Source organism: Pseudomonas sp. NFX98 (assembly GCF_047784845.1).
Lineage (GTDB): Bacteria > Pseudomonadota > Gammaproteobacteria > Pseudomonadales > Pseudomonadaceae > Aquipseudomonas.
Genome location: NZ_JBLNNF010000008.1, coordinates 232339 through 251636, shown reverse-complemented (window position 1 = coordinate 251636; position 19298 = coordinate 232339). Strand labels below are relative to the sequence as shown.

Genomic DNA, 19298 nt, shown 5'->3' with positions numbered 1-19298 from the left:
CAAAAAAACGCTCGCCCCGAACGTACCGCCCCTCGCTGGGGCTCGGGGTTCCTTCGCTACGGTATCCATCCGGGGACACTGCCCTCCGGTCTGCTACGCGACGACCTACATGCAGCGTGTTCGACTGCGTCGAACGGCGCTGCGCGCCACTCCCCGGATGAACACCTCCACTCAGCGTCCCGAGGGGGCGGGTGAATCAAGATCAAAAGCGGCAGGCGAGCTAACGCTCGGCCTGTGGAGTGGTGAAGAGCTGAGGAGTACGCCGATTTGCTCTTCTGTGGGAGCCAGCCTGCTGGCGATGGCGGCCAGACAGACGACCAGTCTCTGCCAGATATATCCCGTCCCCTGTGGGAGCTGGCTTGCCAGCGATGGCGGCCTGACAGCCAACACTATTTATCACTCAATCAAACATTCAGACCTTTCCCACAAGATTTTCAGGTTGCCCGTCGGAACCCCGATCTCTAGCCTTTGACCGTCGCTGCCAATTCAGCGACCGGGACTGCAAGCCCGCCAATAGTTTGTTAGGTGCCTACTATGGGAGCTTCGCAATGATCAAAGACACTCCAAATTCTTCCGCCACGGAATCGGAAAAACCAACGAGAATTTCCCACCGCCCCTGCCCAATCTTCACCATCCACCCAGGCATCAACCCCGAAACCCTACTCGTCCACGCCTACGAAACCCTCGCCTCGGCCAATGTGATGGCCACAGAGTTGTCATCCACCCTGACCGGTCCAACCTGCAATCTGCTGTTGGGTATTCAGCAGATGATTGTCCTGGCGCAATTATCGGTGAACGGCGTGCTGGACCAACTCGACCCACAGCACTAGTACAACAAAAAGCCCGCTTAGTCCGTAGAGGTCGGCGGGCAAACATCGTTCCTACACAGATCTCAGACTCGTCTGATATTGAGACTCAAAGATCCAGGTGTTGTACTCGAGTGTCCGGTTTACGAGCGTTTGAGTCATCACCCATGAGAAATCCACCCAGGTTGAGGGGAAGGTCTGATCCGGTGTTCGATCGGCTTGGTCAATCACCGCACAAGGAGCGCCTTTGCGACTACCTCGCGTTGCTCAAGCCTCTGGATGATCGAGGGCGTTACCTGTCATACGACGCATTGCGCTATCGCTGGGCGCCGGGGCTGGATTCGAATCTGTGCTGGGCGTTGGTGAAGAAAGCCCGGGCTGCACAATATTCGCGTCTTATGTCCTTGGGTGAACCTTCCCGGTGGTTGCAATTCGTGATGAAGATAAGTGAAATGCGCACGCTCGCCGATCTGGCCGGTCATGTACTCCAACACCGCGGTTGTCGTTTGCCGGTCCACCGCAGAAATGGCTTTTTGCGCCAACGGCGCCTTCAAGCGAATTACCTTCATCCGTTGATCAAAGGCATCGCGCTGCATTTTGCACTCGGTTACGAGCATCCCTTTCGCGACGGCAACGGTCGGGTCGCAAGGGCGCTGTTCTACTGGTTCATGTTCAAGAATGACTATTCGGCGTTCCGCTACATCGCGATCAGTGTTTTGTTGCGCAATGCGCCGGTGAAGTACGGGCGCTCGTATCTGGATACCGAGGCGGACGACCTGGATCTGACGTATTTCATCGATTTCCAGTGTTCAGTGGTGTTGCGAGCTGTAGGCAGTTTTACCGAAGCATATCGGAAAAGTCTGATCGATGCGCAGCAGTTCGATTGCTGGCTGCAGGAGAGCGGTTTTCTCGAGCAACTCACCGAGAAACAGCGGGCATTGTACCAAGTGGCCAAGAGCGGAATGGCCAAGGAGTTTACGGCGGGCAATGTGAAGGAGAATCTGGGTTGCTCTTACAACACGGCATCGGCCACGTTGAATGGGCTGGTCGAGTTGAAGTTGTTTGAGAAACGCAGGATGGGGCGGGAGTGTGTGTACTTTTTGCGTGAACCATTGTGAGAGCCAGCCTGCTGGCGATGAGGCCATGTCAGTCGACTTGAACGTTGACTGACACACCGCATTCGCGAGCAAGCCCGCACAGGGTCTTGCAGTAAGCCTCAAAGGGTACCAAACACCTTCTTCGCCAAACTGGTCGCCGCAGCCGCCGGGTTCTGGCGGATGGTTTCTTCCTGTTTGCCAATCATTTCGAACAAGCCGTTCAGCGCCTGTTCGGTGACGTAGCTTTCGATGTTGGCATTCTTGGTGTCGATCACGCCCATGGTCGCGGCTTGACCGGCGAATGAGTTGTATTGCTGGGCCAGGCCAACCTTGTCGGTGGCTTGCTTGACGATCGGCAGGAACTTGGCGCGAATTTGTTCGCGGCTGGTTTTGTTCAGGTACTGGGTAGCCGAGTCGTTGCCGCCGCTGAGGATGCCCTTGGCGTCTTCCACGGACATTTTCTTCACCGCATCCACCAGGATTGGCTGGGCTTGGGTCACGGCGGTTTCAGCGGCTTTGTTCATGCTGGTTTCCAGCTGATCGACCTGATCACCCATGCCGAACTGTTTCATTTTGCTGGCTACTTTGCCCAGTTTGCCCGGCAGTTCGATTTTCACGTCCGGGTTGTTGCTGAAGCCGCCGGGGGTGCCGAGCTGTTTCACGGCCAGTTGCGCGCCTTGGGTCAAGGCATCCTTGAGTCCGCCGGTGGCGTCTTTCTGCGACAGGTCGCTGAGGGACAGCGCCATCGCGCTGGCACTGATCATCAAACCTGCGCACAGGCCGGCGAAGCGAAGGGTAGGGCGGAACATGGTGGCTTCCTTGTACAAAAAAGAGAGTTAGCGGACGGCGTCGACGCGTATTTTCAGCGGTTGCGGGTCATTGCCATCGAGCTGCACGGCATGGTTTTCAGTGGTGATGAACATCAGCTTACCGTCGACTTCGATGCGCGCGCTGACCGAGTAGCGATGCCCAGGTTTAACCTGCGCCGGATCGTAACTCAGATGAAACGGCAGCGGCACCTGTCCTTTGACCTGACCTTTCTGTTCGTCGAGCACCACTGCCGGGGCGTCGGCCAGGGAAATGTCCTGCAGGCTGACGCTCAAGACCGCGCTCGGTGGCAAGGCACTGCGTTGCAGATAGAAGACTTCGCCATCGAGGCTGGCTTTCGGAGCAGGTTGCATGGATTGGCACGCGCCGAGCAAAACGGTAAGTCCAAGCAGAGAGATTTTTTTCATGATGAGAGTCCTTGTCATTGGCGCCCGAAGAACCTCGGAGCGCCAACGATAATTTAGCGAATTATGCGGGCAATATCCTCGACCACCTGTTGCAACATGGGGCTGGGGGTAGTGCCGGTAGTGCGTGGGGTCGTTATCAGACGAGGCTGACGAGCACGTTTTGCCCCTTCAAATGATCGACGCCCAAAACCACCGGATGATGTTGATTGCTGGAAAAGATCAGATCGTCACCATGGGTGATACTCGCCCTGATGGCATAGGTATGCCCGTTCAGGACATCTGCAAGCCTGTACGCCAAGTTGAAATCCAGCCCGGCTTTTTCTGCATTTGGGATGATCTGCACGGCCAGTTCTTGGGCCGGGGCGTCTGCCAGGCTGACATCCAGCAGGCGGACATTGAGTGTCGAGTTCGGCAGCAGCGCAATCCTTTCGAAATAATGCACTTTGCCGCTGATGGTCTTCACGGGGTCGTTGCTCATATTGATTTCCTTATCAATGAATCGCCGGAATTGGCGAGCGCCCAGCATAGGGTCGATACCACGATTTCTATGTAGGGAAAATCCTGCGATTCGGGACGAAGGGGGAGTGGTATGAGTCAGAAGCATCCTTGCTTCAGCCATAAAACGACGTGCAGTGATCCGAATGAAATCAGATCGGCATTACCAATTCCGCCGCATCTTCACTGCGATGCACCGCCACCTGACGGATCGACAGACGAATATCCGCCGGCAACACCCGTTTGGCCGCGCCTTCGGCCAGTTCGCCGAGCAGTTCGTGGTAGCTCAACTTGCCCGCTTCATCTCGCTTGAGCACGTCGAGGTCGAGCAGGGTCTGGATGAAGTGGCGGAACAGGCTCTTGTCGAAGAATTCCGGGGCGTTGAGGCCATGCAGGATCGATAGGCGCTGGGCCATCACCGTGCACAGATCTTCCAGTTCTTCGGCGCTGATGCTGTTCTGGCCGCTATTGAGCAGCAAGGAAACCGTCATGTAGAAGCGCTGCAGAGTCTGGGCGATACTTTTCGACAGCAGTGTCAGCAGCACGAAATGCCGCGAGCTTGGTGCCGGACGCAGGTATACGTCGTTCTCGAACCGCAGCAGGCCTTGTTCGACGAAGGCTTCCAGCCATTGATCGATCACCGCGTCCAACTCATCCAGCGACCAGCGAATGAACAGCTCGGCTTGCAGGTACGGGTACAGCGCGCGGGTGTAGCGCAGGATCTGTTCGCGGCTCATGCGCGAGGCGCTCTGGAAGAAGCTCGCCAGCAATGCCGGCAGGGCGAAGATGTGCAAAACGTTGTTGCGGTAGTAGGTCATCAGGACGGCGTTCTGTTCGTCCAGATACAAGATCTTGCCCAGGGCATCGCTCTGTTCGGACAGCAGATCCATGTCCTTCACATGTTCGATCAACGCGCGGCCGTCACCTTCCGGCAATGTGGTGTGCGGGGAATACGGGACTTTGCGCAGCAGCGCCAGATACAGGTCGAGCACCCGCGCCATGGCGCGATCATCCAGGGCCAGACGGCTGGTGGACAGCAGCGCCAGCGCAACGAGGTTGACCGGGTTGATCGCCGCCGCCTCATTCAGGTGTTGCGCGACTTTCTCGCCGAGGCGATTGGTGGTTTCGTTGAGCCAGGCCGGTTTGAACTGCGGGCCGAGTTCCTGTTGGCGCCAGTCCGGTTGTTCGCTGTCGAGGAATTCCGCCAGTTTGATCGGCTCGCCGAAGTTCACCGCCACCTGACCGAAGCGCTGTTTGAGCGCGCCGATGACTTTGAAAATGTCGAAGATCGACTCTTTCTTCTTGGCCGCACCGCGCAACTCGCCAAGATAGGTTCGCCCTTCCAGTACGCGTTCGTAGCCGATGTACACCGGCACGAACACGATGGGCATGCGCGACGAACGCAGGAAGCTGCGCAGGGTGATCGCCAGCATCCCGGTTTTCGGTTGCAGCATGCGCCCGGTGCGCGAACGGCCGCCTTCGACGAAGTATTCGACAGGGAAACCTTTGGTGAACAGGGTGTGCAGGTATTCGTTGAACACCGAGGTGTACAGCGGATTGCCCTTGAACGTGCGGCGCATGAAGAACGCGCCGCCACGACGCAGCAGGCTACCGATCACCGGCATGTTCAGGTTGATGCCGGCGGCGATGTGCGGCGGGGTCAGGCCGTTGCGGAACAGCAGATAGGAGAGCAGCAGGTAGTCGATGTGGCTGCGGTGGCACGGCACGTAGATCACTTCGTGACCCTGGGCGACCTTCTGCACGCCTTCGATGTGGTTGACCTTGATGCCGTCGTAGATCTTGTTCCAGAACCAGCTCAGCACCACTTCCATAAAACGGATCGCCGTGTAGGTGTAGTCCGAGGCGATTTCGTTGCCATAGCGCAGGGCCTGGGCCTTGGCTTTTTCCGGGGAGATGTTCTCGCGCTCGGCTTCGTCGAGGATCGCTTGCTTGACCATCGGCTGGTTGAGCAGACCTTTGACCAGATTGCGCCGGTGGGAAATGTCCGGACCGATGACTGCAGCCTTCAGATTGCGGAAGTGCACCCGCAGGATGCGTTGGGCCATGCGCACAGTGCGCTCGTGGCCCTTGTTGTGCTCGATCAGCTCGCGCAGGTGGATCGGCGCGGAGAACTGCACGCGGGTCTTGCGCCCCAGCACGATGATGCGGAGCAAGCGACGCAGGCGCCCGGTGACGGCCCAACTGTCGGCGAACAGAAGTTTCCACGGGCTGTTTTCGCTGTCCGGCGACTGGCCCCAGAACACGCTGACCGGAATGATCTGCGCATCTTCGGCGGCGTTCTGGCTCAGGGCGCTGACCAGGCGGGTCAGGGTCGGCGGCGCGCCGCGCTTGTCCTGGCGACCGAGCCAGTCCGGGTCTGGGGTCAGATAGAAGAACGCGGCCGGTTCCAGCAGGTTACCCACCGAGACCGGCAGCACCGGACGCGGCAGTCCAGCCTTGCTGCATTCGGTGTCAACCACGGCAAGGTCGGTCAGCGAAGGGTTTTGCAGGACGTAGAACACCGGACGACTGCGGTCGAGGTTGAGGGTGAACGACGACTGGTTGATTGTCTCGGAGCGAACCCAGAGGTACAACAGTCGGCGCAGGGTGCCAAACACAAGACGGCGGAACGGGGAACGGGTCATACGGCTTCTGCGTGAGTGAATAAAACCGAGCGTTTGCTCGGGCGGTCGATAGTGTGCCGGATTCATCGAAAATCGGCAAAAAAGCCCGTAAGTAAACTCTATTGAGAGTTTTAACGACTGTCATATACTCGGCGGTCTGTCGCCGCTGCCTTCATTGGGCCAGCATGTGCAGGCTGACGTTCCCGAGGCTTTCCTGCGAAGAGCCCGATCAATAATAAAAAAGGGGTATGAACAAATGGCAACACGTGAAACCGGCAACGTGAAGTGGTTCAACGACGCCAAGGGCTACGGCTTCATTCAGCGCGAAGACGGGGTGGACGTGTTCGTGCACTACCGCGCGATTCGCGGTGAAGGCCACCGTTCACTGACCGAAGGCCAGCAGGTTGAATATGCTGTGGTGACCGGAGAGAAAGGCTTGCAGGCTGAGGATGTGGTGGGGCTGTAATTCTCAAGATCAAAAGATCGCAGCCTGCGGCAGCTCCTACAGGTGTACACATAACCTTGTAGGAGCTGCCGCAGGCTGCGATCTTTTTGCTTTTATGCGGTTTTCCAGGTGATCTCTTCTTCACCATCGGCGCTGATGCGAATCCAGCGATCCGCCGTCTCTTCGCCTTCTTCCTCGACCCACGTTCCTGGTGCGCAACGCACTTCAACGTTCAGCGCGGCAAATGCGGCGCGGGCGCAGGCGATGTCGTCGTCCCACGGGGTCTGGTCGCTTTCCAGGTACAGGCTGTTCCACTTTCCTACGGCTTTCGGTAACCAGGTCACCGGGACGTTGCCAGCCTTGCACTTGTAGGTCTGGCCTTTCTGGACCCAGTCGGTGCACGGACCCAATGCCGCACCGAGCCAGGCGGAAATGGCTTTGTGGTCGACGTCGGCGTCTTTCAGGTAAATCTCGATATCGGGTTGGCGCATGGATGTCCTCACTGCGTGTCTGAAAAATCCATTCGCGGATTTAGCCGGCCTCGGGCACTCGCCCGGAACCAAAAGGTTATTGAAGAACGAAATAATCGTAGCGCATTGACACCGTGGTCTCGAACGGCTCGGCCTGATCGATGACTGCCGCACGACGCTCGGCACTCGCGCGCCAGCCGTGAGGCGTCATCGCCAGCAGGTTGGCGCGGTCTTGCGGCTTGTCCAGCGTCAGCTTGAACGTGAGGGTTTCGCTGTGCGCCAGCGCCATGCCTTCCGGCACCAGGTCCAGATGCTTGTCGTCAATGTACTCGCGAACTTCGTCGTATAGCCGCTCGCGCAATTCCATCAGGTGGCCGCTGGTCGGCCCGACTTTCATCAGACCGCCGCCGACGCTGAGCAGGCGTTTGGCTTCATCCCAATCCAGCGGGCTGAAGACACTGGCCAGAAACTGGCAACTGCCGGAAGCCAGCGGCACACGGGCCATGCTGGCGATCAACCAGGTCAATTTCGGATTGCGTTTGCAGGCGCGTTTGACCGCTTCCCGGGAAATGTCCAGGGCGTAGCCGTCAGCGTGCGGCAAGGCATCGGCGATTTGCGCGGTGTAGTAACCCTCGCCACAACCGATGTCGAGCCAGCGCTGCGGTGCATAACTCGCGGCCAACTCCGCCAGACGCTTGGCCACCGGCGCGTAATGCCCGGCGTTCAAGAAGTCGCGGCGGGCTTCGACCATCGCCTGGTTATCCCCTGGGTCGCGGCTGTTCTTGTGCTGCACCGGCAACAGGTTCAGGTAACCCTGGCGCGCGCGGTCGAAACGATGCCCGGCGGGGCACGCCACGCCGTTGTCCACCGCGCTCAGCGGTTCGCTACAGATCGGACACGCAAGCATCAGGCGAGCAACTTGATCATGGTCTGGTAGTAGATTTCGGTCAGCACGTCGAGATCGGCGGCCAGCACGCGTTCGTTGACCTGGTGGATGGTCGCGTTGACCGGCCCCAGCTCAACCACTTGCGTGCCCATGGTCGCGATGAAGCGGCCGTCGGAGGTGCCACCGCTGGTGGACGCCTTGGTTTCGCGGCCGGTGATGTCCTTGATGCTCGACGATACGGCGTCAAGCAGCGCGCCCGGCTCGGTGAGGAACGGCAGGCCGGACAGCGCCCAGTCGATGTGCCAGTCCAGGCCATGCTTGTCGAGGATGTCGGCAACGCGCTTCTGCAGGCCTTCAACGGTCGACTCGGTGGAGAAACGGAAATTGAACACCGCCACCAGGTCACCCGGGATGACGTTGGTCGCACCGGTGCCGGAGTTGACGTTGGAAATCTGGAAACTGGTCGGCGGGAAGAAATCGTTGCCGTGGTCCCAATGCTCGGCGGCCAGTTCTGCCAGGGCCGGGGCGGCGAGGTGGATCGGGTTCTTCGCCAGGTGCGGGTAAGCCACGTGGCCCTGGATGCCGCGTACGGTCAGCTTGGCGCCGAGGGAGCCGCGACGGCCGTTCTTGACCACGTCACCGACCAGGGTGGTGCTCGACGGTTCGCCGACGATGCACCAGTCCAGACGCTCTTTGCGTGCGGCCAGACGTTCAACCACCGCCTTGGTGCCGTGGTGCGCCGGGCCTTCTTCGTCGCTGGTGATCAGGAACGCGACTTTCCCTTTGTGATCCGGGTAGTCGGCGACGAAACGCTCGGCCGCCACAGTCATCGACGCCAGGCTGCCTTTCATGTCCGCCGCGCCACGGCCGCAGAGCATGCCGTGTTCGTCGATCAGCGCGTTGAACGGGTCGATCTGCCAGGCGGTCACCGGGCCGGTCGGCACCACGTCGGTGTGGCCGGCGAAGCACAGCACCGGACCGTCGTGTTTACCGTGGGTGGCCCAGAAGTTATCCACATCTTCGATGCGCATCGGCTCCAGCACAAAACCGGCATCGCCCAGGCGCTGCATCATCTGCTTCTGGCAATCGGCGTCGACCGGCGTGACGGACGGACGACGGATCAGGTCGATGGCGAGTTGAAGGGTCGGCGAAAGGTCGGCTTGGGCCGTCATGGAAAACTCCGGAAGCATATTGTGTTGGAGCAAAGCTTGCTCGCGATGAACGATGATGAGGACTTTCTGTTACATCGAGTCGCGCCAATCGCGAGCAAGCTTTGCTCCTACATGAATGGGGCAAGGCGCGCAAAATGGCGGTTATCTTAAAGCAAAACGGCGACCATTGGCCGCCGTTTAGTGCATCCGCAGAGATTTAGACGGCAGGTGCCGTCTGCGCCTCCGGTGCCGGTTTTGGCAGCGACGACAGGAAGGCCATGATCAACGCCGCCAGGTACGGCAGCGATTGCACCAGCAACATGGTCACCCAGAAGCGCATGTCGTTGCTCGGCATGCCGTTGACCAGGAAGATCCCCAAGGCCGCGCCCCACAACAGCAGCATGATGAACACTTCTTCCTGGGCTTCCGAAATGGCCACCCAGAAGCCGTGGTTATCGGCATTCTTTGGCGTGCGGAAGAACGGAATGCTGCTGGTGAAGAAGCCGTACAACACCGCTTTGGCGATGGTGTGCGACAACGCCAGCCCGGCCAGAGCCGCGCAGAACGCATCTTTCAGGTTCACGCCTACCGCACGACGGTAGAGGAAGATGATCTTGCCGACCTTGAACACGAACAGCGCCAACGGCGGGATCGCGAAAATCAGCAACGGCGGATCGACCCGCTGCGGAACGATGATCATCGCCGCCGACCACAACAGTGCGCCGACGGTGAAGAAGATGTTCATGCCGTCCGCCACCCACGGTAACCAGCCCGCGAGGAAGTGGTAGCGTTGGCCGCGAGTCAGTTCGGTATCTTTGCCGCGCAGCAGGCTGGCGGTGTGACGCTTGATGATCTGAATCGCGCCGTAGGCCCAGCGGAACCGTTGTTTCTTGAAGTCGATGAAGGTGTCGGGCATCAGGCCTTTGCCGTAGCTGTCGTGGTAATACGCAGCCGACAAACCTTTCTCGAACACGCGCAGACCGAGTTCGGCGTCTTCACAGATGCACCAGTCGGCCCAGCCCAGTTCTTCAAGCACCGAGCGCCGGGTCATGGTCATGGTGCCGTGCTGGATGATCGCGTCACGGTCGTTGCGGGTGACCATGCCGATGTGGAAGAAGCCTTTGTATTCCGCGTAGCAGAGTTTCTTGAAGGTGCTTTCGTTCTGGTCGCGGTAGTCCTGTGGCGACTGCACCACGGCGATTTTCGGATCGGCGAAGTGCGGCACCATGTGCTTGAGCCAGTTCGGGTGCACGCAGTAATCGGAGTCGATCACCGCGATCACTTCGGCGTCCTTGGCGGTGTGCGGAATCAGGTAGTTCAGCGCGCCGCCCTTGAAACCGGCCAATGGCGCAACGTGGAAGAACTTGAAGCGCGGGCCGAGGGTTTCGCAGTAGTCGCGCACCGGCTCCCAGACCGCCGGGTCCTTGGTGTTGTTGTCGATGATCAGGACTTCGAAGTCCGGATAGTCGAGGTTGGCCAGGGCATTGAGGGTCTGTTTGACCATCTCCGGCGGCTCGTTGTAGCAGGGCACGTGGATCGAGACTTTTGGTCGATAGCTGGAATCACCGACCACCGGCAGAAATTCGCGGCGCCGCTTGTGAATCCACACTGCCTCGGCCAGTTCATGGGCCTCGGTCAGCAACACGATAAACACCCCGAGCGCGCCGAGGGCCAGCAAGAAACCGACCGTCAGGCTGAACCAGGTGCTGTATTGCTGGCTGTAGTCGTAACCGATCCACACCAGCACCGAACCGCAAAGGAACGCGATAAAGGTCAGGAAGGTACGGCCACGTTGGCGCAGGGCCGAGCCGTCGATCATCAGCAAGGTCAGCGACAGCAAGGCCAGGACGACCGAGCCGATGGCCAGGACGCGCCACTGAGGAATCGCCACCACCGGGCCTTCGAAGTTGAATTTCTGCTGGCGCGCGGCGTTGAACACGCCCCAATAGGCGCCCACCGAACCTTCGTCGCTGGCCTTCCACGGCTGGTCAAACGCTTCGATCACGAAGTAGTTGAAGCCCTGACGGTTGAGTTTGTTGACCAGCGTGCGCAGGTAAATCGCCTGATCTGCCGGCGATGCATCGGCGCCACCGCGCATGCGGCCGTTGCTCGGCCAGCCCACTTCGGACAGCAGCAACGGTTTTTTCGGGAACATCTTTTTCAGGTCGCGGGCGCGGTCGAGGACGAACTGCCCGGCCTTGTCCATCGGGATGAATTCCCAGTAAGGCAGGACGTGCGCGGCGATCAGGTCGACGTGCTTGGCCAGCTCCGGATGTTCTTCCCAGACGTGCCATTGCTCGGACGTGGTCACCGGCACCTTCACGGCGGCGCGAACGCGGTCCAGCAGGACGCTGAGTTCCTGGGCAGTGATTTCCTTGCGGAAGATCGCCTCGTTACCGACCACCACGCGAACCACGCTGCGCGAGGAATTGGCGATTTCGATGGCGCGGGTGATTTCCCGCTCGTTGCGTTCCTGGTCAGGGCTGATCCAGATCCCTAGAGTTACCCGCAGGCCGAACTCTTCCGCCAGTTTCGGGATGTTCTCCAGCGTGCCGTCGACCGAGTAAGTACGGATGTTATCCGTCAACTTGCTCATGATCTCCAGATCGCGACGCATTTGATCGTCGGTCGGATACTGCTCTTTCTGTGGGAATTGACCTTGCTGGAACGGCGAATACGAGAAGCCGGAGATCTGTTCAGGCCAGTTGGGGGCGGTGACCGGGCGGTTGATCAGCGCCCAGAAGCCGGTAAACAAGGCAGCGATGGCAAGCACCACCACCAGGTTGAGTCCAAATTTACGCGATGACATAGCTATTTCGGGTTCCAAAGGCTGTGGAACAGGAAGAACATTGGCGGTCGCCAAGGGGCGCGCATCCTACACTGGCACTTCTCTGGACGTACAGCGGACAGGGAAATGCCGGACGTTGGGCAATCCAAGTCGACTTAAGTTCTTTCGTTAGAGCGTGTAGGGCAAATCTTCGTTCGATGCAGTTTGAATGGAAGATGCCCGTTCATAGCTCGATGATGCTCTTGGCCGCCGACGGCCCTATAATGCGCGCCGGTTTTTGAGGTGATGGTCATGAGTACAGAAGATCCGCGGTTTGCAGGCATCGCCCGTTTGTATGGCGTCGAAGGGCTTGAACGCCTGCGTGCGGCCCATGTGGCGATCGTCGGCGTCGGTGGCGTCGGCTCCTGGGCGGCGGAAGCCATGGCCCGTTGTGGCGTGGGCGAGATTTCGCTGTTCGACCTCGACGACGTCTGCGTCAGCAACGCCAATCGTCAGTTGCACGCGCTGGACAGCACCGTCGGCAAACCCAAGGTCGAAGTGATGGCCGAGCGCTTGCGCGGGATCAACCCGGACTGCACGGTGCATGCAGTGCCGGACTTCGTCACCCGCGACACCATGGCCGAGTACATCACGCCGAACATCGACTGTGTGATCGACTGCATCGACAGCGTTAACGCCAAAGCGGCGCTGATCGCCTGGTGCAAGCGCCGCAAGATCCAGATCATCACCACGGGCGGTGCGGGTGGGCAGATCGACCCGACGCTGATTCAGGTCTGCGACCTCAACCGTACCTTCAATGACCCGTTGGCCTCAAAAGTGCGCTCGACCTTGCGACGCGACTACGGCTTCTCTCGCACCGTGACCCGCCATTACAGCGTGCCGTGCGTGTTTTCCACCGAGCAACTGCGCTATCCGAAACCGGACGGCAGCATTTGTTTGCAGAAGAGTTTTGTCGGCGATGGCGTGAAGCTCGACTGCGCTGGTGGCTTTGGCGCGGTGATGATGGTGACGGCGACGTTCGGCATGGTCGCGGCGACCAAGGCTGTGGATAAAATTGTGGCGGGTGTAAGGCGACCGGCGGATCGGGTCAAGCCTCAGGTTTAAAGGCCGACGAAGATTCCTGTAGGAGCTGCCGAAGGCTGCGATCTTTTGATTTTGCTATTTAAAAACAAGATCAAAAGATCGCAGCCTTCGGCAGCTCCTACACGTCGCTTAGGCTCCGCATCCGCTGAAGCACCGCATTCAACCCGTTACTGCGCGACTGCGACAACTGCCGCCCCAATCCCAATTGATTGAACCAGTCGTGTAAATCCACCTGCTGCAACTCAGCAGCCGACAATCCGTTAACCCGCGCCAGCAACAACGCCACCAATCCACGAATCAGCCGGGCATCGCTGTTGGCGCGGAACTGCCAATGGCCATCGCGCAACTCGCCCACCAGCCATACCTGACTTTCGCAGCCATGCACCCGGTTGGCCTCGCACATCTGTTCGTCGCTCAATGCAGGCAAGCGCTCGCCCCACTGCATCAGCAATCGCGCGCGTTGTTCCCAGCCAGCGGCCGCCTCAAAGGTTTCGAGCGCCGTGACGGCATCGGTAGGCAAGTTCATCGCAACAACTCCAGCGCCTGATCCAGCGCCTCGAAAAACCGTTCAAGATCCTCGGAATCGTTATACAACGCCAACGACACCCGAATCGCCCCGGCCAGTTGGAAGCTTTTGAGCAACGGCATGGCGCAGTGATGGCCGGCGCGTACCGCGATGCCTTGCTCGGTCAGCAGATGTGCCAGATCCGAGTTATGCACACCCTCGACGATAAAACTGGCCAATGCCAGTTGCGGCTTGCCCAGCAAGCGAATGCCGTTGCGTGCCGCCAGACCTTTGAGCAGATAGTCATGCAGTGCGGCTTCGTGATCGTTCACGGCGTCCTGATCGAGACCGGCGAGATAGTCCAGCGTCGCTCCAAGACCAATCACACTGGCGATTGGCGGTGTTCCCGCCTCGAAGCCCAGCGGCGCGGGGCGAAAGCGTGCGTCGTGGTAATTGGCGTCCAGCACCATCTCGCCGCCGAACTGCCACGGCCGCAGCTGCTGTAGCGCTTCGTTGCGCCCGAACAATACGCCCAGCCCATCGGGGCCGTAGAGCTTGTGGCTGGAAAATACATAGAAGTCGCAACCCAGCGCCTGCACGTCATGACGGCCATGGACCACGCCTTGCGCGCCGTCAATGACGGTCAAAGCGTTGTGCGACTTGGCCATCGTCAGCAGCGCGGGCAACGGCTGCCAGGCGCCGATCACGTTGGACAACTGGCTGACGGCCAACAGGCGCGTGCGCGGTCCGATCAAACTGGCAGCAACTTCAAGGTCGATCACACCATCGGCATCCAGTGGCAGGATCACCAGTTTGAGGTCGCGACGGTGCGCCAGTTGCTGCCACGGCAGCAGGTTGGCGTGATGCTCCAGGGCGCTGATGACAATCTCATCGCCCGGGTGGAATAGGTGTTCCAGGCCATAGGCCAGGAGGTTCAGCGCAGATGTTGCGCCGTGGGTAAAGATGATCTGCCCGCTGTCACCGGCATTGAGCCAGTGCGCGACTTTGCGGCGGCTGTCCTCGAACGCCTGGGTGGCGTGGGCGCCGGGCAGGTGTTGCGCCCGATGCACGTTGGCCGCGCCATTGGCGTAGTAATGCGCCAAAGCGTCGAGCAGGGCTTGAGGTTTTTGCGTGGTGGCGGCGTTGTCCAGATAGGTCTGGTCTTGCCGTTGCAGAGCGGCGATGGCCGGAAAATCGGCGCGCCAGGGAGAGGGAATCATCATGCTATTGGCCCTGCCGGGTGTACCTCTGACCCTGTAGGAGCGAGCATGCTCGCGAAAAACGCTCAGACGACGCGGGCTGTCTGGTGCCCCGCTTTATCGTTGACGTCCATCGCGAGCATGCTCGCTCCTACAGGAATCGGGTGACGCTTAGTTGTGAGCGTGCAGCGCTTCGTTCAGTTCGATCGCCGATTTGTGGGTTTTACATTCCACGGCACCGGTTTCCGAATTGCGACGGAACAGCAGGTCGGTCTGGCCGGCCAGTTCACGGGCCTTCACCACTTTGACCAGCTTGTTGTTCTCGTCCAGCAGCGCCACTTTGGTACCAGCGGTCACGTACAGGCCCGACTCAACGGTGTTGCGGTCGCCCAACGGGATACCGATACCGGCGTTGGCGCCGATCAGGCAGCCTTCGCCGACCTTGATCACGATGTTGCCGCCGCCCGACAGGGTGCCCATGGTCGAGCAACCGCCGCCCAGGTCCGAACCCTTGCCGACGAATACGCCAGCGGAAACGCGGCCTTCGATCATGCCCGGGCCTTCGGTGCCGGCGTTGAAGTTGATGAAACCTTCGTGCATCACGGTGGTGCCTTCGCCCACGTAGGCACCCAGGCGCAGACGCGCGGCGTCAGCGATACGCACGCCGGCCGGAACCACGTAGTCGGTCATTTTCGGGAACTTGTCCACCGAGAACACTTCCAGCAGCTCGCCACGCAGACGCGCTTCCAGTTGCATTTCCGCCAATTCGCTCAGGTCAACAGCACCTTGGCTGGTCCACGCCACGTTTGGTAGAAGCGGGAAGATGCCGGCCAGGCTCACGCCGTGCGGCTTGACCAGACGGTGGGACAACAGGTGCAGCTTGAGGTACGCCTCAGGGGTGGACGACAGTTGAGCGTCTTCGGCCAACAGGGTCGCGACCAGCGGCTTGTGGCTTTCGGCCAGGCGGGTCAGCAGCTTGCCTTGCACGGCGTCGATGCCTTTCACGGCTTCGGCCAGTTGCGCAGCCTGGGCGGTGGTGAAAGTGATGGCCTGGTTGCCTTCGTTGTAACCGAGGATCGGTGCAACGGCTGCGACCAGTTCGGCCGATGGATTGAGCAATGGCTGCGCGTAAAACACTTCCAGCCATGCGCCTTGACGGTTTTGAGTGCCGACACCAAAGGCCAGGCTGAACAGGGTAGTGGACATGTTGATACCTCTAACAAATTGATACGGGCTGCTTACTTGAGTGCGGCCGCGTAGATATCTGGCTTGAAGCCAATCAGGGTTCGGTCACCGAGATCGAGCACCGGGCGCTTGATCATCGAAGGTTGTGCGAGCATCAGTTCGATGGCTTTCGACTGGTCGAGATCGGCTTTGCGTTCGTCGTCGAGCTTGCGAAAGGTCGTGCCTGCACGGTTCAACACCACTTCCCAGCCGTGCTCGTTGCACCACTGGGTCAGGTGTTCACGGTCGATACCGACCGCTTTGTAATCATGAAAGTCATAGCTGACAGCGTGTTCATCGAGCCAGGTGCGCGCCTTTTTCATGGTGTCGCAGGCTTTGATGCCGAAAAGGTGCAACGTTTTGCTTGAAACGGTCAAGGAATTGCCCCCTTTACAGGTGCTGGAGAAAAAAGGTGTCGGATTATGCCATGACCGGACGGTTTCGCGGCGGCTATGGCGTAAAACCTGTAGGAGCGGAGCTTGCTCGCGATGGCGGTGGATCAGTCTACGGTGATGTTGGCTGTTATGCCGCCATCGCGAGCAAGCTCCTACAGGGGGTGGTGTTGCCGGGTGCGACATAGGTGCAAGGGCCAGCTGAAGTCTAAGCGGCTAATATGGCACTTCAATGCTGTCGATTGTCCGGGAACCACGCTTTATGCAAACCGCCTACACCGTCCTGATCCTGTTGATGCTGGTCGGCGTTTCTCGCCTGATCGGACGGGTCGTTCCGCTGCCGTTGCCGCTGGTGCAGATTGCCGCCGGGGCCTTGCTCGCCTGGCCGACGCTTGGATTGCATGTTGCCCTCGATCCCGAACTGTTCCTGTTTCTGTTCCTGCCACCGCTGTTGTTCTCCGACGGCTGGCGCATGCCCAAGCGCGAGTTCTGGCATCTGCGCGGGCCGATCCTGACGTTGGCGGTAGGGTTGGTGTTGTTCACTGTGGTCGGCGCCGGCTATTTCATTCACTGGTTGTTGCCCGGTGTGCCGTTGCCGGTGGCGTTTGCCCTGGCTGCCGTGCTGTCGCCGACGGATGCGGTGGCGGTCTCGGCGATTGCCCGTAATCGCCTGCCGACTCCGTTGATGCACATTTTGCAGGGCGAGGCGTTGATGAATGATGCCTCGGGCCTGGTGACATTCAAATTTGCCTTGGTCGCGGCGGTGACGGGAGTGTTCTCGCTGGCCAATGCCAGTCTGACGTTCGTACTGGTCGCTGTGGGCGGATTGGCTGTTGGCGTTGCGCTGAGCTGGCTGGTCGGGCGCCTGCGGGCCTGGATGATCGCTCGCGGCTGGGATGATCCGGCCACTCACGTCGTGTTCATGTTGTTGCTTCCGTTTGCCGCTTACGTACTGGCCGAACGGGTCGGCGTGTCGGGCATTCTCTCGGCGGTGGCGGCGGGGATGATGCAGAGCTGGCTCGATCTGCTGCCGCGCCAGACCAATACGCGGTTGCTCAATCGCAGTGTCTGGTCGCTGCTGGAGTTCGCTTTTAACGGCTTGATTTTTCTACTGCTCGGTTTGCAGCTGCCGGACATCGTCAAAGCGGTGGCCAGCCACGAAACTTCATTGTGGCCGACATTGCTCTACCGCGGCCTCGATGTCGTGGCCATTTTCCTGGTGCTGCTGGTGTTGCGGTTCGTCTGGGTGCAGAGCATTTGGCGACTGTCCATTCTGATAAGGCGCTGGCGCGGAAAGGATGAGATCACTCAAGTGCCGAGTGCACGCTCCTGCGGGTTGCTGACCTTCGGCGGCGTGCGCGGCGCGGTGACGCTGGCGGGTGTGATGTCGGTGCCGATGCTGATGGGCGGGGAAGTGTTCCCCGAACGTGATCTGCTGATTTTCATCGCCGCCGGGGTGATCCTGTTGTCGCTGATCGCTGCCTGCATCGCGTTACCGATGCTGCTGCGGGGCATCGAGACCAGCCCGGACGACAAACGACGCAACGAGGTGCGCGAGGCGTGGCGCAAGACCGCGGAAGCGGCCATTCATGCGCTCGAAACAGAAGAGGTCAACCCGCAGGACGCCGCCCAGTCCGCACTCGCCGCCGAGCTCAAGGCGCGGATCATGTCCGAATATCGCCATCAGTTGGAGGTGTTCAATGATTCGGCGGAAGCCCAGGCGCTGGCCTTTCAGATGGACTTGCTGGAACGGCGTTTACGTTTGAAGGCGCTGCGGGCGCAACGCCTGGAGTTGTACAGCCTCAGTCGTCATCACCAGATTGGTGATGACGTTTTGCGTGAGGTGTTGGGAGAGCTGGATTTGAGTGAAGCCAAGTTGGGGGTGGTGAAGTAACGAGTTGCTGTAGTCGCCCTTGGTTTTTTGGATAGGCTTCACGCATCATGGCAATATCGCCGTCACTGATTGCGTGCGTCTCTGACTGACTCCACTCCCGAAAGTCCATTCGAGTAAAGCTGCGTAATGCATTACAGAATTCCCGTCGTAAGGTCTGAAGGTGTATTGAGGTTTTACTTTGGGTATATCTTGCGCATCAGTCGTCGATCATTTTGACTCACTGAAGTATTTTTTTGTATCGACCAGTCACCGATTGTCAGTTCATTTGGGACCGGGTAGTGCATGATAGAAGTCGGGTCATAAGGGGTGGTTCGAACGGTTGAGGTTTCCAATAATCGGAACAGGTTGTGATCAACCTCTTCTTTACTCCATTGAAAGGCAGTCCAGTAGTGGGCATATACCGCAGGTTTGTTCCACGGTATGTTGGCTTTTGGATGTTGATGCTCATGCTCCATGCCGAGTGCATGACCGAATTCGTGAAGTACGGCAGCTTCAAACCAGGGATGATCAGGGCTGGTGCCGATATTCATGGTGTTTTCGCCAGGGGCGCGCAGCGTGGCATCGGTGCCGATGGCAGAGTAATTCAGTGGTGCCTCCATCGTTATCCGAATGTCACCCTCTGAGCCGCTGACAAACTCCAGTTTTAAGTTAATGGACGGTTGCCATAATTTGATTGCTTTTATGGCGGTCTCACGATGAGTGTCGGACGGTGGGTTGAGAAATGCTACTTTCAGCGTTCTGTTGCTGGCCCAGAATTTGGAGTGAGTTGAAACACCTCTCTTTTGCCGACCGCCAACGCTCAGGGTGTTGCCGTTGTCGGGGTTTTCATTGATGGCGGCTTCATAGGAGTTTTTTATGTCCGACGGTTCCATGATTTTACAGGGGTGTGGATGAAGCATTGACTATCTCCTTGTCATGTTTTTGTAGTTTGATTGTTTCGAATCGACTTGGAGATTAGTTGTGGTTTTATGTTGGGTAAAGTTGCTGTCTATTAGAGTTTGTTG

18 protein-coding genes are annotated in these 19298 nt (G+C 59.1%); 5 read left to right on the top strand and 13 right to left on the bottom strand.

The annotated features are described in order from the left end of the window. The first annotated feature begins 548 nt into the window (after window positions 1-548). The gene (locus ACM110_RS13270; RefSeq protein WP_416128108.1) at window positions 549-830 is read left to right on the top strand and encodes a DUF6124 family protein; all 282 of its coding nucleotides are present in this window, start codon (window positions 549-551) and stop codon (window positions 828-830) included. A gap of 143 nt (window positions 831-973) precedes the next feature. Beyond that, the gene (locus tag ACM110_RS13265) at window positions 974-1924 is read left to right on the top strand and encodes a Fic family protein (RefSeq protein ID WP_416128107.1); all 951 of its coding nucleotides are present in this window, start codon (window positions 974-976) and stop codon (window positions 1922-1924) included. A 98-nt stretch (window positions 1925-2022) separates the two neighbouring features. On the opposite strand, the gene ACM110_RS13260 is transcribed toward ACM110_RS13265, so the two are convergent. From ACM110_RS13260 to plsB, 4 genes are all read right to left on the bottom strand, one after another. Further along, window positions 2023-2712, bottom strand: coding sequence for a DUF4197 domain-containing protein (locus ACM110_RS13260; RefSeq protein ID WP_416128106.1), 690 nt, complete (start codon window positions 2710-2712; stop codon window positions 2023-2025). 27 nt (window positions 2713-2739) lie between these two features. Beyond that, entirely contained in the window at window positions 2740-3138 is a 399-nt protein-coding gene (locus ACM110_RS13255; protein WP_416128105.1) for a YbaY family lipoprotein, read from the bottom strand. Window positions 3139-3274: 136 nt separating this feature from the next. Continuing rightward, complete coding sequence (locus ACM110_RS13250; protein WP_416128104.1) at window positions 3275-3616, bottom strand: YbaY family lipoprotein; 342 nt, start codon at window positions 3614-3616, stop codon at window positions 3275-3277. Between the two features lie 169 nt (window positions 3617-3785). Next, window positions 3786-6278 (bottom strand): glycerol-3-phosphate 1-O-acyltransferase PlsB, encoded by a 2493-nt coding sequence (gene plsB, locus ACM110_RS13245; RefSeq protein WP_416128103.1) that lies wholly within the window; start codon window positions 6276-6278, stop codon window positions 3786-3788. Window positions 6279-6513: 235 nt separating this feature from the next. On the opposite strand from plsB, the gene ACM110_RS13240 reads away from it, so the two are divergent. After that, window positions 6514-6723 carry a cold-shock protein gene (locus ACM110_RS13240; protein ID WP_007964248.1) on the top strand — a complete coding sequence of 70 codons (210 nt, stop codon included), beginning with the start codon at window positions 6514-6516 and terminating at the stop codon, window positions 6721-6723. A 92-nt stretch (window positions 6724-6815) separates the two neighbouring features. Here ACM110_RS13240 and ACM110_RS13235 read toward each other — a convergent pair whose 3' ends face one another. The 4 genes from ACM110_RS13235 to ACM110_RS13220 form a co-directional block, all read right to left on the bottom strand. Further along, on the bottom strand, window positions 6816-7193 hold the full coding sequence (locus ACM110_RS13235) for a hypothetical protein (protein WP_046041100.1): 378 nt from the start codon (window positions 7191-7193) through the stop codon (window positions 6816-6818). A gap of 76 nt (window positions 7194-7269) precedes the next feature. Further along, on the bottom strand, window positions 7270-8079 hold the full coding sequence (locus ACM110_RS13230; RefSeq protein ID WP_416128102.1) for a putative RNA methyltransferase: 810 nt from the start codon (window positions 8077-8079) through the stop codon (window positions 7270-7272). After that, a complete protein-coding gene (gene dapE, locus ACM110_RS13225) occupies window positions 8079-9230 on the bottom strand; it encodes a succinyl-diaminopimelate desuccinylase (RefSeq protein ID WP_416128101.1) in 1152 nt (383 codons plus the stop codon). Before dapE ends, ACM110_RS13230 begins: the two co-directional genes overlap by 1 nt. A gap of 196 nt (window positions 9231-9426) precedes the next feature. Beyond that, window positions 9427-12018: a glycosyltransferase gene (locus ACM110_RS13220; RefSeq protein WP_416128100.1), complete on the bottom strand. Its 2592-nt coding sequence runs from the start codon at window positions 12016-12018 to the stop codon at window positions 9427-9429. Between the two features lie 264 nt (window positions 12019-12282). Between ACM110_RS13220 and tcdA the strand changes: the two genes are divergently transcribed. Then, complete coding sequence (gene tcdA, locus ACM110_RS13215; RefSeq protein ID WP_416128099.1) at window positions 12283-13101, top strand: tRNA cyclic N6-threonylcarbamoyladenosine(37) synthase TcdA; 819 nt, start codon at window positions 12283-12285, stop codon at window positions 13099-13101. 97 nt (window positions 13102-13198) lie between these two features. Here tcdA and ACM110_RS13210 read toward each other — a convergent pair whose 3' ends face one another. The 4 genes from ACM110_RS13210 to ACM110_RS13195 form a co-directional block, all read right to left on the bottom strand. Next, complete coding sequence (locus tag ACM110_RS13210; RefSeq protein WP_416128098.1) at window positions 13199-13606, bottom strand: SufE family protein; 408 nt, start codon at window positions 13604-13606, stop codon at window positions 13199-13201. Continuing rightward, entirely contained in the window at window positions 13603-14808 is a 1206-nt protein-coding gene (locus ACM110_RS13205) for an aminotransferase class V-fold PLP-dependent enzyme (RefSeq protein ID WP_416128097.1), read from the bottom strand. The genes ACM110_RS13210 and ACM110_RS13205 overlap by 4 nt, the downstream gene beginning before the upstream one ends. Before the next feature lie 147 nt (window positions 14809-14955). Next, on the bottom strand, window positions 14956-15990 hold the full coding sequence (dapD, locus tag ACM110_RS13200) for a 2,3,4,5-tetrahydropyridine-2,6-dicarboxylate N-succinyltransferase (protein ID WP_416128096.1): 1035 nt from the start codon (window positions 15988-15990) through the stop codon (window positions 14956-14958). Between the two features lie 32 nt (window positions 15991-16022). Further along, window positions 16023-16385: an ArsC family reductase gene (locus ACM110_RS13195; RefSeq protein ID WP_008057297.1), complete on the bottom strand. Its 363-nt coding sequence runs from the start codon at window positions 16383-16385 to the stop codon at window positions 16023-16025. A gap of 277 nt (window positions 16386-16662) precedes the next feature. Between ACM110_RS13195 and ACM110_RS13190 the strand changes: the two genes are divergently transcribed. Next, window positions 16663-18294, top strand: coding sequence for a Na+/H+ antiporter (locus ACM110_RS13190; RefSeq protein WP_416128095.1), 1632 nt, complete (start codon window positions 16663-16665; stop codon window positions 18292-18294). 173 nt (window positions 18295-18467) lie between these two features. On the opposite strand, the gene ACM110_RS13185 is transcribed toward ACM110_RS13190, so the two are convergent. Further along, window positions 18468-19193, bottom strand: a complete 726-nt coding sequence (locus ACM110_RS13185; RefSeq protein WP_416128094.1) for a M12 family metallopeptidase — start codon at window positions 19191-19193, stop codon at window positions 18468-18470. Between the last annotated feature and the right edge of the window lie 105 nt (window positions 19194-19298).

Excerpts from the sequence above, each read along its gene's own strand:
- tcdA (WP_416128099.1), top strand. The coding sequence starts at position 12,283 with ATGGTCATGAGTACAGAAGATCCGCGGTTTGCAGGCATCGCCCGTTTG.
- ACM110_RS13220 (WP_416128100.1), bottom strand. The coding sequence starts at position 12,018 with ATGTCATCGCGTAAATTTGGACTCAACCTGGTGGTGGTGCTTGCCATC.
- ACM110_RS13185 (WP_416128094.1), bottom strand. The coding sequence starts at position 19,193 with ATGCTTCATCCACACCCCTGTAAAATCATGGAACCGTCGGACATAAAA.
- ACM110_RS13260 (WP_416128106.1), bottom strand. The coding sequence starts at position 2,712 with ATGTTCCGCCCTACCCTTCGCTTCGCCGGCCTGTGCGCAGGTTTGATG.
- ACM110_RS13240 (WP_007964248.1), top strand. The coding sequence starts at position 6,514 with ATGGCAACACGTGAAACCGGCAACGTGAAGTGGTTCAACGACGCCAAG.
- ACM110_RS13265 (WP_416128107.1), top strand. The coding sequence starts at position 974 with ATGAGAAATCCACCCAGGTTGAGGGGAAGGTCTGATCCGGTGTTCGAT.
- dapD (WP_416128096.1), bottom strand. The coding sequence starts at position 15,990 with ATGTCCACTACCCTGTTCAGCCTGGCCTTTGGTGTCGGCACTCAAAAC.
- dapE (WP_416128101.1), bottom strand. The coding sequence starts at position 9,230 with ATGACGGCCCAAGCCGACCTTTCGCCGACCCTTCAACTCGCCATCGAC.
- ACM110_RS13250 (WP_416128104.1), bottom strand. The coding sequence starts at position 3,616 with ATGAGCAACGACCCCGTGAAGACCATCAGCGGCAAAGTGCATTATTTC.
- ACM110_RS13270 (WP_416128108.1), top strand. The coding sequence starts at position 549 with ATGATCAAAGACACTCCAAATTCTTCCGCCACGGAATCGGAAAAACCA.
- ACM110_RS13205 (WP_416128097.1), bottom strand. The coding sequence starts at position 14,808 with ATGATGATTCCCTCTCCCTGGCGCGCCGATTTTCCGGCCATCGCCGCT.
- ACM110_RS13235 (WP_046041100.1), bottom strand. The coding sequence starts at position 7,193 with ATGCGCCAACCCGATATCGAGATTTACCTGAAAGACGCCGACGTCGAC.
- ACM110_RS13230 (WP_416128102.1), bottom strand. The coding sequence starts at position 8,079 with ATGCTTGCGTGTCCGATCTGTAGCGAACCGCTGAGCGCGGTGGACAAC.
- plsB (WP_416128103.1), bottom strand. The coding sequence starts at position 6,278 with ATGACCCGTTCCCCGTTCCGCCGTCTTGTGTTTGGCACCCTGCGCCGA.
- ACM110_RS13255 (WP_416128105.1), bottom strand. The coding sequence starts at position 3,138 with ATGAAAAAAATCTCTCTGCTTGGACTTACCGTTTTGCTCGGCGCGTGC.
- ACM110_RS13190 (WP_416128095.1), top strand. The coding sequence starts at position 16,663 with ATGCAAACCGCCTACACCGTCCTGATCCTGTTGATGCTGGTCGGCGTT.
- ACM110_RS13210 (WP_416128098.1), bottom strand. The coding sequence starts at position 13,606 with ATGAACTTGCCTACCGATGCCGTCACGGCGCTCGAAACCTTTGAGGCG.